The sequence below is a fragment of the Litoribacter ruber genome (assembly GCF_018500185.1).
Classification (GTDB): Bacteria; Bacteroidota; Bacteroidia; order Cytophagales; family Cyclobacteriaceae; genus Litoribacter; species Litoribacter ruber.
This window is the reverse complement of the sequence record NZ_JAHBGI010000002.1, coordinates 221,109-236,034: the sequence shown is the minus strand read 5'-3', so window position 1 is coordinate 236,034 and position 14,926 is coordinate 221,109. Positions and strand designations below refer to the sequence as shown.

Sequence of the window (14,926 nt, the reverse complement as noted above, 5' to 3'; positions counted from 1 at the left end):
GAAGAATTACAGTCTTACTAAGTTTGCAAAAAAGGGGCAGAATAAAAAATTCCCCATGATTTTGGTTCATGGGGAATTTTTTCTATTGAAGTACCTGGTCTTCTTTTTTGATCTCGGAATGGATACCAAAGACAGCGATTACCTTATCCTTCTCATCAAATATTGGGCCTGCGCTCAGGTGAAAGTCCTCATGTTCCCCACTCTGGGTTGTCAGGGTAATGATGCCATCATAATACTTTCCGTTCGTTAAAGTGTCAAATACCTCCTTGGCCTTCTTTGGATCGGTAAAATACTGGGCAGGCCTTTCTACCCCTTTGAATCTGTCATCTGGCTGTCCAAGTTTAGCCAGTAGTGCGGGGTTGCGGTAATGGGTATTCTGTTCAAAGTTTAGAATTCCGATGCCTTCCTTGGAGTTTTCAATCACATTTTTAAACTGCATCAGCTCGAGCTCAAGTTGCTTGCGTTCGTTGATGTTTTTAAAATAAACGGTGATACCATCCTCAGAAGGGTAAGCGGTAACTTCAAACCAGGTATTTACCGGAGGGAAAAATTCCTCAAAATTAAGAGATACTTTTTCCGACATAACTTTGTTGTATTTGTCAAAGAAAGCCAATGATACTGCCTCCGGGAAAGAATCCCAAAGAACTTTACCCAGAACTTCTTCTCTTTTTACTCCTAAGAGCCTTTCTGCCTCCCGATTCCAGTAAGTAACCTTAAAACTCTTATCTAAGGCAAAAAACGCATCTTGTATGCTTTCCAGCGTTTTGGTTACTTCATCTTTGCTTGCTTTAAGTTTTTCCTCATAGTCTTTACGCTCCGTAATGTCCCGGCCTACGGAAATAAATACCCCTTCATCTACTAGGGAGGTAGATGTCCAGGCGATCCACCTATACTTTCCAGACTTGGTTCTAAGGCGGTTTTCATTCTTCATCACATGACCGGGCTCCTCCATTCTAGAAAATACCTGTACAGTTTCCTCTTTATCCTCATCATGAACCCAGTCAACAAAGTAAGCGTTAAACATCTCTGATTCTGAGTATCCCAATGTCTGCTGGGCGGCTTTATTCACTTTTTTGAAGGCACCATCCATTCCCACTATAAAAAGCATATCACCTGAAATGTCAAAAAAGGCATTAAGGTCATTTTCTGATTTCTTACATACGTAATCGGTGGCCAATTGCTCACAGATACTGAGGCTGATCTGAGAAGTAGATCTGATGATGGTGTTTTTGTCTTGAGCATACAAGGCAAAAACCGCAATAGTTTCTCCATTGCAGCAAATCGGAAAGACTACCGCACTTTCAAGCTTATTGGCTATGGCGAAGTCCTTGCGGACAAACTCTTCACAATTCTGAAGATCGGTGAAAAACAGCTTTTCGCCGGTCTCCCAAGCTTTTCCGTGAATTCCCTCTCCTTTTGAGAAATTTAATGGAAAATCCCGAGGGGACTGAATCACATTTCCCCCAAAAGAGGAGAGAACTAACCCTTCTTTATCTGAAGGCTTGAACCACACTTCTCCATAGGTCAATTCAGTAAATTCCAAAATGATATCAAGGGATTTACGAAGACCTTTGCCGGGACTGTTTTCTTTTCTAAAGACAGCGCCGAGATCTATCCTAAGTTTGTCTTCTTTTTCCAAAAATTTCTCTTGTGTGATATCCGACAGTGCCCCCACTATTCTTAGGGCTTTGCCAGAATTGTCCCTTACGGCTATTGCCCTATCCTGCACATAGGCATAATCTCCATCTGCTTTTCTATACCGATATTCTTCCTCCCAGTGTAATTCTTGGCTATCTATGAATCTCTTAATACTTTCGGCTATCCTTTCCCTGTCCTTGGGATGGTTAAGGTTATCCCAGGCCTTGACATTTTGGGGCAGGAGAAAGGGATTGTGGCCGAATATCTTGAGAAACCCACTTCCCCTAAAAACCTGTCCGGTCTCTATATTCCAATCCCAAACGGCGTCTGAAGTGGCTTGTGTGACAAGTTCGTAACGCTGGTTACTCTGATTAATAGCCGCTTCGTACTTTTTCCTTTCAGTAATATCCTTGGCCACACAAAACATGATTTTTTCGGCAAAATCAAAATGTACCGACCAAGCCGTGTCTACCAAATGTCCATCTTTATGGATATACCGATTTTCAAAATTAGTGAGGTCAACTCCTGAAAGGATTTCACTAGCTGCTACGGAGGTTTTTAATTGGTCCTCCCCATACACATAATCAGCGTATGGGGTGCCGCACAATTCTTCCGGCTTATAGCCCCAAACCTTCAAACTGGCTTCACTGACGTCAATAAAATTGCCTTCAGGGCTTATGGTACAGATGACATCAAGAGATTGGTTAAGTATCTTTTTTAACTTGGCTTCGTTGGCCTCCAAAGCATGTTGTGCATCTTTGGCTTTGGTGATGTCAGTCATTACCCCACGCAAAACGGTGGCCCGGCCTTTCCGTTTGATGATAGATACGTTGTTTCGTAGCCATACTGTCCGGCCATCGGCAGCAATCATCCTTGATTCAAAAGTAAAATTCTTCCCCGTTTCCATACCCTCCAGGAAAGCCACCCAAAGGGCATTTCGGTCTTCTTGGAGCACGTGTTCAAACCAAAAATTCTCATGATTATACCACTCATCGGGTGAAAAGCCCAATATTTCCTTGGTTTGCGGGCTGACGTAAAGCGTTTTCAGGTTTTCATCTGATTCCCACACCATTCCATCAATGGTAGAAATAAGCTGTTCATATTGATCTTTGGCTTTAAGCAGGGTGATTTCCGCATTCAGTTTATCGGTGATATCTTTAGCAATACCATATACACCAACAATCTTCCCGTGGGAGATGATCGGCATGTTGGTAATGTTAAGTGTCTTAAGTTCTCCTTTACTGGAAAGAAACCCAGTATTGTAGCTCAAAGACTTTCCCTCAGAGGCCTTAAGAAAATTATCAAAAACCCTCCTTTTATCATCTAAGGGGATAAAAGGCAAAAACAAGTTACCCAAAAGTTGATCCCAGGTCAGCTGGGTAAGTCTGCATGTGGCATCATTGGCACTGATGAATTTGCCGTCCAGGCTAAAAGCAAACACGGGGTCTGGGTTGTGGTGGAAGAGAGACTGGTATCTTTGCTCACTTTCCAGCAAGGCCAACTCTACCTCTTTTCGATCGGTAATGTCTATAAAATGGACCACATAATGCAATGGCCGATCTTTTTTATCTTTGATAAGGGTCACGCTGGCGTAAAACCAAACAGTTTTGCCATTGCGATGATAGAATCTAATCTCAGTGTTGAATACCGATTTTCTATCGATATTCAGTTGGCCCAAACCATATCCAAAACTGTCTATATCTGCGGGGTGGATAAATTTCTCATACTTTTGATTTAAGTATTCGTAGCGTCCGTAACCCAGATAATCGGTCATTTTGGGATTTACCTCCACCAAGACTCCGTCAAGGTTTATTAAGGCAATAGCCACTGAGGAAAGTTCAAAAATATTCTTGAATTTAAAATCCATTTCTGCCGATAGGGCAGTTTGGAATTTTGGGGCCAGCAAATCTGAAATGGATTCTGTGATGTCATAGGTTTTTACCAAAATATACAGGACCTCACCATTCCTGTCCAATATTGGTTGACTGGTGATTTCCCAGTATTTCTCCTCCTTTTCTCCCGTGTAATGATTTTTGACATCATACTTTAAAACCGTAAGCTTAAAAGGCTCTTTCTTATGCAAAGAATGCCGAAGGGCTACCAGCATGTCTTCAGCTCCCTGTTCCTGATCTTCCATGGCAGGAAAAGCTTCAAACAGCGTTTTGCCCACGATCAATTCTTTTGGTGCAAGGGCAATTTTGAGGAAAGCTTCATTTGCATTCTTAATGGTGAATTCGGGTTCATCTATACCAAACACTATAGAGGGGGTGTCGGTATAATTGAATATTTGTTGAAAAATTGGATCCATAGTGGGTGCATTAAAACTTATGACCGAAAAAACTGAATATTGGGCGGAGATTCAATTTTAGGGCAATTTAGTTATTTTTATTCTATTAATTGCTTCTTACAATAGGTAAACTGTTTAAAAAATTCCAAAATGAAAAAATAAAATTTTGACAGTTAAACAGAAGTATGTTTTGGTTTTGACGTTAATGTGCTAGAAAATATGCATTAAGAAAAGGATAACAATTGTTATTATTGCTGTAATTCAATTTCCAGAATAAAATTCTTGAAGTTTAATTAAAATTAATTAAAAATTATTTGCATTAATAAATCAATAATATAAAATTTCATATAGGTGTCTTTGAAATATACATGTCAAACAAGGTGTTTAGCTTGATAATATGTAATTTTATTGGGATTGTTAAATTTACATTAATTTACATTATTTAACCGTTTATAACCATATGAATTTTGTTTATAAAATTACTTTAAGGGTTCTTTCTTCGCATCCATTGACATTCTAGGTGATCACTCTAGCCACTGAAAACATCAATTTTTCTTCTACCCAGGGACTGGTAGTCCAAGAGAGGCGGAGTATTTGACCGGATTTGGTTTGGATCCGATTTTCAAATTGGTGTATAGATTTCCCTTTGATGGAATCCTGCATTTTAGCTAGAGATACCTCCAAATCTTCAGGGTGAATGGCCTCTTTAATCATGATGTTATTGAGCTCATTTGCGGAGTAACCAAGGATGGTTTCTGCTGCTGAATTCATTTTTTTAACCTTACCATCGAAATCTGATATGATGAGAATGTCCTCGGAGAGGTCAAAGAACAGGTTGAGGGTATGCTCTGCATTTTTCCTTACGTAATCCCTAGCCATTTGGTCCAAAATATTTTGCTGTATTGGAGCCACTTTTTCGACCACACATTCCTTTCGCTTGGAAAAAAGTAACATGACTCCAAATACTTCCCCATTGAAAATCATGGGGTACCCTACGGCGCATTCCAGCCTATTGGCTTTGGCAAAATCTTTCCTGATAAATAAGGGTGTGGATTGGATATTTTTAAAATACCCTATTTCCTTTTGATTGAAAATTTTTCCTGGTAAAGATCCGTTTTGTGCAGTATCCAAGATGTAATAAGAGGTTTCCTCTGCTATAGAGCCGGACCAGCCTACTAATTTCAGTTTGGCACTTCCAGGTGACTCAGGGAGCCAGATCTCACCGTAGTCTAGTTCTGTATAAGCTAAAATCTCTTCCAAAGAACGTTTTAAGGATTTCCACGGGGAATCTTTTTCAGAAAAGATATCAGCCAGTGTAAGTCTTAATTTATCTATATCCTCATGAGTGCTCTGCTGGGTAATGTCTTCCATAGCACCCACCAACCTGATGGCTTCCTGGTTTTGGTTTCGGATGGCCATGGCTTTATCAAGAATCATCACATATTCTCCATCAGCACGTTGAAACCTATACCTGCATTCCCAATGTATTTCCTTGCTACTTATGAATCTAGCGATACTCTGCAAGGCTTCTTTGCGGTCATTTGGATGTACTTTACTTTCCCATTCTGACAAATTGGAAAAGGGTTGGTCTTTGAAACCAAAAATCTTGTAAAAACCATCGCCAAACAAAATGGTTTCCTTCTCCAAGTTCCAATCATAGATGGCATCCGAGGTTGCGGAAATTACCAATTCGTAACGTTTGTTACTCTCCGCCAATTCTGCTTCCACATTTTTTCTTCCGGTAATATCCTGAACTGTTCCTTCAAAAATGGCAAGATTACCTTTGCTATCTTTCACTGCTTTCCCCAGAGATTGCACCCATTTGGTTCTAAATTGCGAAAGCTGGATTCTATACTCAATATCAAGTGGTTCTCCACTTTCCATTGACTTACCCACCTGCTCCCTGACATAATTTAAGTCTGCTGGATGCACTGTAGAAAAGAAGTATTCCAGATCAACTGACATATCTGGGTTAATTTCCCAAATCTCATAAACTCCTTCACTCCAATAAAGCCTTTCTTCATTCACCCGGACTTCCCAATAGCCCATGTGAGCCATTTTTTGGGCTGTCAGTAACTGTTGCTGGTGTTGTTGGATCTGCTTAAGGGCATTTTCACGTTCGGTTACATCTACAGACACGATCATTACCCCTTTTTTATCCCTAAAATGAAAATCATAGCCAGAAATTTCCACTTTTATAGGAGTGCCGTCTTTTTTGAGATGGGTGTGTACTCCATAGTTGTGCACCCCATTACTGGGGTCATATTTTTTTAAGGATTTTTTGAGCTTAGGAATATTCTCTTTCGGCCTGATGTCCTTGATGGTCATAGACAGAAATTCTTCTCTTGTGTAGCCGTATTTATTGATAGCCGTCTGGTTTACATCCAAAAACTTGAGTGATGCTTCATCAAAAATCCATTGGGGAAGGGGGCTGGAGTGGAAGAGAAGTCTATATTTTTCTTCCGAAATCCTCAGCGCACTTTCGGCTTCAATTTTATGTGTAATGTCCCTCGAATTAAAAACCAATCCCTCAACAGCTGGATCATCCAACAGGTTTGTTACGATGGTATCCACCCAAATAAAGGTGCCATCCTTCTTTTTAAACCGGTGGGGGGGCATGGTAAGCTGCTTTTGGATGTGAATATTTTGGAGGGCTTCAATCAAAATGTGTTCGTCCTCTGGATGAATCAAAGACTCACTGTTTTTTCCGGTTAATTCTTCAGCGGTGTAGCCGGTCACCCCAAAAATGTTATCACTTATATACACATACACACCTTCTGAATTGGCAATACCCACCACATCCACCCCGTTTTGCACTAAAGCGCGGTACCGGCGTTCATTCAGTTGCATGGTAATTTCGGCAGCTTTTCTATTGGTGATGTCACTGGCTACAGAGTATATCAATTTGGTTTCAGGATCGTAATGGGCTGACCAGATCATAGGGACTTCATGGCCATTTTTGTGTATATACCTATTCTCATGAGAGCGGATATCCTTGCCAGTCAAGATTTCTCCCATGGCATTTACGGTGCCATCATAATCATCTGGATGCACGAAATTATAAAAAGAAACTCCTGTCAACTCTTCTTTGGTATACCCCCAAACGCGTTCACAGGCATCGCTGAGGTCTACGAAATGTCCATCTTCATTAATGGTGCAAATCACATCCAAGGATCTCTCCATGATCTTGGAAAGTTTGGCCTGCTGGATTTCAAGTTCTTGTGCAGTGATTTTGGAAGCGGTGATATCGCTCATTACACCTCTCAAAACCGTGGCCCGCCCGGGGCGTTTGATTACGGTAACCTGGTTTCGGATCCAAACGATCTGTTGAAGGGATCCTACCATACGGTATTCCATGGTAAAATTGCCGCCTTGGTCCATACCTTCGAGAAAGCTTTTCCAAAACTTTTGATGGTCTTCGGTATGAATTTTTTCCATCCAAAAATTATCATTGGCATACCATTTTTTGGGCTTATAGCCGAGGATTTTTTCGGATTGGGGAGAAATAAATGCCGTTTTAAGGTTTTCATTTGCCTCCCATACTATACCATCAATAGTGGAGATGAGCTGCTCGTACTGATCCCTGGATTTTTGGATGGCCTGGTCTGCCTTTACCTTTTCGGTTACGTCTTTGGCAATACCAAAGACACCAATGATTTTACCACCTGTTTTAATAGGCATATTGGTTACTGAAAGGGTACGCTCCGTCCCCTTGGCTGATATCAGTCCTGTCTCATAGGTGATGGCCGTACCCATGGATGCTTGGAGGAAATTCTCATATACCCTTCTTTTGTCTTCAAAGGGGATAAGAGGGAGAAAATATGAGCCAATAAGGGCTTCCATGGTAGACTCACTGAGTTTCAAAGTAGCTTCATTGGCCGATGCAAAGCGCCCATCCATGTCAAAAGCGAAAACGGCATCGGGATTCTGCAAAAACAGGGATTGATATCGTTGCTCACTCTCCTGCAGGGCGATTTCAATTTCTTTTTTTTCTGTGATATCTAGCAGATGGGCCACATAATGATAGGGACTGCGATCCTTCTTCCTCACCAGATTCATGCTCAGGAAGGTCCAAACGATGCCCCCCTGCTTGCTATAAAACCTTATTTCACCTTTGAAGCTTTCCGGTAGATTTTTCAGTCCGAGGTCAAGGGTGTCCAAGTCAGCTGGATGAGTCATTTGCTTGAAGTTTTTCTTCAATAATTCCCAGCGACTAAATCCTAATATTTCACAGGATTTAGGATTGACCTCCTTCCAGTTGTATTCTAAATCCACCAAAGCGATGCCTTCGGAGGCAAGATCAAATATATTTTTGAATTTTAAATCTACCTCATCTAGCAAAGAAATACCAGGGTTGGGATTGACCATAGTTTTAACATGGTCGGTTACATTTTCAATTTTGGCTAATATTCTGGTTACGGTATTATTCTCACCAAAAAGCGGTATATAATGACTTTCCCAGAAAGTTTCGATTACCTCACCAGATGTGGAGTCATGGATGTCATATCTAAAAACTGGGAGTTTGACCTCTTTGCCGGTTTCCACCACTTTCTTCAAAGAGGCATAAAGTTCCTTGGAACCTCCCCCGGCATTGCGGTCTTCGCCAAGATCGGGAAATGCCTTAAAAACACTTTTCCCAATAATGTCTTCACTTTTGGCTTGTACCGCCGCAAGATAGGCTGGGTTGGCATCAAGAAGGGTAAATTGGGGGGCGTCAGCTAAACAAATGGCCGCAGGTGAGGAAATATGCTGAAAGATCTGCGAGTAAGTTTTATCCATAGCTCTAAGGCCTTGATGTAGTTAGGTTATAAGGGTTTAATTCAGGCAAAATACAGAAAAATCTCCAAATTATCCCGATTTGCCATAAAACAAAAGCCTGGACAATAGCCCAGGCTTTTGATGAGATAATATTTTAATTTCAAACCAGAGGCTAATAACTGCTTTAAAGTTGAAATCTACCAAAGATTAAACCATTAATTATTGTTAACATCCACTACAGCAAAATCTTCGGGATTTCCCTGGTAGGCCTTCCTGAATTTTTCCAATTCCACTTCCATTTTTTTCTTTTCCGTATAATCTTTAAAATAAATGGAAAGTCCGGATTCGGCAGGGTAGGCCGTCACTTCAAACCACTTATCAGAAGGAGGATAATAATCTATGACCGTTACCACCTTTCTATCCTGCAAGGCCTCTTTATATTTGGGGTAAAACTGACGCTTTGTAGCTTCAGGAAACACCTCCCACAGATTTCTACCTTCCACATTTTCCCTGCCTATACCCAATAATCTTTCAGCCTCCTTGTTCCAATAGGTGACTGTCCAGTCTTCTTCTATGGCAAAAAAGGCATCTTGAATACTTTCCAAAATCTTATTCACCCGGCTATTGGCCTTCTCAATTTCTTCATCTTTAAGGATTTTGTCGGTAACATTTTTAAAATATACCGATACCCCCTCTTCTGAAGGATAGGCAGTGATGTCAAACCAGCCTTCTAATGGTTCGAAATATTCCATGAAAGTAATTGGCTCTTGAGTGTCCATCACCTTTTTATAATTGGTGTAAAATTTCAGTTCTGGACTTTCGGCTTCGGGAAACTCCTTCCAAAGGGATTGTCCTATGACATCTTCTTTCTTTCTTTGCAGAAGCCTTTCTGCTTCATCATTAAAATAGGTGACCTTGAAATTTCGGTCCAAAGCATAAAACCCATCCTTTATACTGTCCAGAATATTGAATATTCGCTCGGAACTTTCCCGCAGCTCCTGTTCCTTCAATTTATTTTCTGTGATATCCCGAGCTACACAAAATAGGACATTTTCTTGGACGTAAGGACTCACCGTCCATGCCATCCACACCTCATGTCCATTCTTATGTATATACCTATTTTCAAAGTGGGCTAAGGATTGATTTTTCCGCGTCTCTTCAATGAAATTCTTGGTCCTATCTACGTCCTCTTGATGAATAAGGGTCTCGAATGGAATACTCAATAACTCCTGAGGGGTATATCCAAGAATGGATTGAATAGCATTATTTACTTTTTTAACATATCCGTCATAACCTGTAATAGCCAAAATATCCTTGGACAAATCAAAAAAGAGGTTAAGCTCATTTTCAACCGTTTTACGCCGGAAGTCGCTTGCTATTTGTTCCAGGGTGGCCGAGCTTATATAATTAAGATTATTCAGGTCTGTTATCTTTTCTTTAGAGTACAGGATGACCATGGCAAGGCTTTGGCCAACTGAATTTAAAGGGAATGCAACAGCAGTTTCGAGCTTGTTGAGCTTGGCAAATTCCTTCCTATAATATACATCGTTATTCGAAAGTTCATTTAGAAGGGAAACTTGGTCTTGATTCCAGACTGCCCCCTGCATTCCTTGGTCCAAATCCATTAGGGTAGGATATCGATTAGGGTCTACCTTTAATTTACCTTTATGAGTAAGTAAAGTCAATTGGTTTTGGCCAGCGATTGCAGGTACCCATACTTCACCATAGATCATTTCGGTATACCGAAGAAGTGAATCCAAACAACCTGCCATGGAAAGTTGTGGGGAATCGTTTAGGGCAAATGACCTTCCTAACTCAAACTTCAACTGTTTTTCTTTTTCCTGTTGCTCATTTAAGGTAATATCATGGATGGTGCCCACCAAACGCAAAGGGATTCCTTCTTCACTTCTGACAACAATTGCATAGAGATTTACATAGTACTTAACCCCTTGGGCATTTATAAGCCGGCAGTTATGCTCCCAAGTTTGAGCAGTGCCTTCCAGGAATTCATCCAAACTGGAGTCGAGGTCATTTTTGTCGTTTGGGTGAATGAACTTGATCCATTCTTTTCGGGATTGTCCGAGCTCATCGATATCATACCCAAACATTTTTTCAAAGCCTTGTCCATAATAAATGTCTCCATTGACCATGTCCCAGTCGAAAATAGCCTCAGATGTAGCTTGGATCAGCAATTCATACCGTTGGTTGCTTTCCTCCAACTTGGCCTGAACGAGTTTTCTTTCGGTAATATCCTGGACGGTCCCTTCAAAATAAACTTGTTTACCCTGCTCATCCAGCACCATTTTACCCAATTCATGGATCCATTTTATACGGCCATCTTTGAGTTGAATCCTGAATTCAATATCCAGTTCAGACCCCGTTTCCAATGAATGGGTAAAAGAATTCTGGATAATATGGACATCCTGTGGGTAAATTGTCGTGTAAAACCAATCCACGTTCGACACATTTTCCGCTTCTTGCTCCCAGATTTTATAGGTTTCTTCGCTCCAATACAGGGAGTTGTCCTTTAAATCAATTTGCCAATATCCCATCTTTGCCATTTCCTGGGCCTTGATAAGTTTGGCTTTTTGGTTTTTGATTTCATCCAGGGCTTTTTCTCTTTCGGTTACATCCACAGCCACAGTCATTACACTACTGTTTCCATGGAAGTCCATTTCATAGCCTGAGATTTCCATTTTCACCAAGGTGCCATCCTTCTTTTGATGCGTGAATATTCCAAAATCCTTGAACTGCTTGCCTTTCATTTTTTCCAATGAGGCCTGGAGTTTTGGCAAATCGCTCTTTGGTCTGATGTCTTTGATAGTCAATGTAGTGAATTCCTCATAGGAATATCCGTAAAAATCAACTGCCTTTTGGTTAACATCCAAAATCTCCAAAGATTCACTATCATATACAAATTGAGGGACCGGACTCAACTGAAATAAAAGCTTGTGCCTTTCCTCAGATTTTTTCAGTTCCTGATCGGCCTCGATTTTGAAAGAAATATCTCGGCTATTGAATACCAACCCATTGATAGCGGGGTCAGAAAGATGGTTGGTAATCACGCTATCTATCCATATAAAGGATCCATCTTTACACCTAAACCTATGGGGGGGCAAAGCTACTTTATTGGTATTGGCCAATTCCTCCTCCTTATTGGATATCTTCTCCAAATCATCAGGATGGACAAATTCAAATCCATTTTTACCCACTATTTCTTCGCTTTTAAATCCGGTGATGGATTCAGTATTGGGGCTGACATATTTAAATACCCCTTCTTCATCCATGATACCAACGATATCGGCGCCATTTTGTACTAGGTTTTTGAAGCGCTGCTCACTTTGCTGCAATTGATATTCTACGGCTTTCTTTTCCGATATATCCCTGGCAACACAATACATCAGCCCAGTCTGGCGATCAAAACTTGCAGACCATATATTATTGACCAAGTGGCCATTTTTATGGTGGTAGCGGTTTTCAAATGTCTTGATATTTTTCCCGTTTACAATGGCCTCGGCTTCATGGTAGGTTTTGGGAAGATCTTCTTCCAATATGAATTCATAGATTTTTCTGCCTTTCATTTCTTCCGGCTTATAACCCCACATCTGCTCTGCAGCTGGGTTTAAATCCACGAAAGTACCCTCGGCATCAATTGTGCAAATTACATCCACTGCACTATCCATGATCTTGGACAGCTTGGCTTCGTTGGCCTGTAGGGCGATGATGGCTTCTCTTGCTTCAGAAATATCGGACAATACACCCCGGAGCAGGGTGCGTTTGCGCTGCCGGATTACGGCTACATTAGTCCTCAGCCACACGGTGTTGCCATCCGCATTGATCATTCTGAACTCAAAACTGAAGTTGGACCCTTTTTCCATACCGACTAGAAACTCTTTCCAAATCCGCATTTTATCCTCCGGATGGAGGTGGTCCATTAAAAAGTTTTCATTGGCGTACCAGTCATTTGGATCATATCCGAGAATGTGGCTGGTTTGGGGGCTTACAAAATGAAATTTCAGGTTATCATCTGACTCCCACACAATCCCATCCACGGTGGAGATCAATTGTTCGTATTGATCCTTGGAAGCCAGAAGTTGCTTTTCTGCCAATACTTTGTCTGTGATGTCTTTTGCAATACCATGGACCCCTACAATCTTATCTTGTGAAATAATGGGCATATTGGTCACCTGGATAAATTTTTCCTTACCAGTTGAGGTCATGACCCCACAAGAATAAGTGATAGAATCACCTGCTGAAGCTTTTAAAAAATTTTCATAAACCCTTCTTTTATCATCAAATTGAATAAAAGGTAAAAACAGCGAACCTATTAACTCCTCGGCTGTTTTTTCCACCAGCTTATAGGTACTTACATTGGCACTTATAAATCTTCCTTCTAGGTCAAAAGAATAAACTGCATCGGGATTATGAGTCACTAAGGACTGATGCCTTTGTTCGCTTTCTTGGAGGGCAAGTTCTATTTGTTTTTTCTCTGTGATATCTAAGAAATGAGCTACGAAATAATTGGGTTCACCATTGGGTTTTCTCACTATGGTCAGACTGGACACTACCCAAATCACCTTGCCATTGCGGTGATAGTATCTTTTTTCGGTTTCGAAAGAATCTTTCTTCCCTTCAACCAAATCATCGAGTAATTCTAGGCAATGGTCGAGATCCCCAGGGTGGGTCATTTTTTGAAAGTTCATTTTCAAGAGTTCCCAACGGCTATACCCGAACATTTTAGGAATCTTGGGATTGACTTCCATCCAGTGGCCCTCTAAATCCAACAGGGCAATGCCTGCTGAAGAAAAATCAAAAATATTCTTAAATTTAAAATCAATTTCCTCAAACAGGGAAGTTGATTTTTTACCCATACCGATATTCCCGCCTCCCATAAGAGTGCGCAGGTGAGGAGTAATATCATTTATTTGGATCAGTAAGCTCTCTACCTTTCCAGAAGAATCAAGCATAGGAGAGGAACTCAGCTCCCAATATTTTTCCTCGCGCTTTCCAGTCTGCTGGTTGATGACATCATATTTGATGACTGGCATCTTAAAAACATCCTTGGTGGCGATGGTCTCCTTTAAAGCCGCAAGCAGGTCACTTTGCCCATGATTTTCGCCTTCCCCCAAATCCGGAAAAGCCTCAAAGACGCCTTTTCCGACTATCTTCTCGAAACTTGACTTCACAACTTCAGTATAGGCCTTATTTACATCCAAGATGGTGAAGGTGGGAGCATCCACATCGAAGATTGCCGAAGGAACCACTGAATCTTTAAACACTTTCCGGTAAGCTTGTAACATTTATGTATAAGTCTTTAGAATGATGTTTATACTATTTCGCAAATAGGTCTAACTGGGAATTGGCGCAATTTAAGGATAAATGTTGAAATTAAGTGCTTTAAAATCCAGTAAAAGTATAATTTATCGTGTATAAACAGTGCAGTACAATCCGATCCATGTGTTATACGAGATGCTGAAAGTTGTTTATTTTTGTTCAATCAATACTACACAAAAAAGCTGTCCTGCTGGTAATAGTTGCTTGGATTGCCCTTAAAATTTACAGGGGGTAATAATTTTTTCTTTTGAGTTTGGTTTCCAGCATCCTATCGGATGATCCATTAACTTGGTCGCGACGTGTATTGTTTACCCAAAAATCCCGACATTGAGCAAATCAATCCCCATAAAAGAGATACAAACTGGAAGAATACAGATATGAACATTTTTATCCTCAAGAAAAATAAAAGTTTTTAAATCGAAAGAAGATTTCGTTTTGTGACATCCTTACTTTTCAAAAAAGGTTTTTAATCCTAAAAGCGAAAAGAAATGCAAATCAATATAGAGGAAAGTAAATGTTATATAAATACAAAATTACCCAATGAGTATTGAAATATTACTAATTAAAATAGCTATTTTTATTTTGGCATTATTATTACATAGAAGTGATCAGGATATGATTTGAAGCAAATAAAAAATATATAGATCTTAAGCCCTCGGGTTACTCTTCCACTCCTCAAGAGTCGGAACCCGAGGCACAAAACATGAATTACCTCACACTAACCAACTAACTACCACGACAAGCTGCTTTTCCTAAAGGCAGCTTGTTTCTTTTTGGTTTATGGGTTGTGTGCCTGCGGCCCAGGTTAAAGTTTAAGATTGCCATTACCTCAATTAGCCTACACTTTTTTCAAAAGCTCTTTGCCTATAATCCCTTGTACTCGTCTGAACAGATGTTTTTAATTTCTCC

3 protein-coding genes are annotated in these 14,926 nt (G+C 40.5%); all 3 read right to left on the bottom strand.

Annotation, left to right across the window (positions count from 1 at the left end):
• Window positions 1–82 precede the first annotated feature (82 nt).
• On the bottom strand, window positions 83–3,946 hold the full coding sequence (locus KIH41_RS03300) for a PAS domain S-box protein (RefSeq protein ID WP_214161494.1): 3,864 nt from the start codon (window positions 3,944–3,946) through the stop codon (window positions 83–85).
• A gap of 495 nt (window positions 3,947–4,441) precedes the next feature.
• On the bottom strand, window positions 4,442–8,704 hold the full coding sequence (locus KIH41_RS03295) for a PAS domain S-box protein (RefSeq protein ID WP_214161493.1): 4,263 nt from the start codon (window positions 8,702–8,704) through the stop codon (window positions 4,442–4,444).
• A 194-nt stretch (window positions 8,705–8,898) separates the two neighbouring features.
• Window positions 8,899–13,983, bottom strand: a complete 5,085-nt coding sequence (locus KIH41_RS03290) for a PAS domain S-box protein (protein WP_214161492.1) — start codon at window positions 13,981–13,983, stop codon at window positions 8,899–8,901.
• Between the last annotated feature and the right edge of the window lie 943 nt (window positions 13,984–14,926).

Excerpts from the sequence above, each read along its gene's own strand:
- KIH41_RS03300 (WP_214161494.1), bottom strand. The coding sequence starts at position 3,946 with ATGGATCCAATTTTTCAACAAATATTCAATTATACCGACACCCCCTCT.
- KIH41_RS03295 (WP_214161493.1), bottom strand. The coding sequence starts at position 8,704 with ATGGATAAAACTTACTCGCAGATCTTTCAGCATATTTCCTCACCTGCG.
- KIH41_RS03290 (WP_214161492.1), bottom strand. The coding sequence starts at position 13,983 with ATGTTACAAGCTTACCGGAAAGTGTTTAAAGATTCAGTGGTTCCTTCG.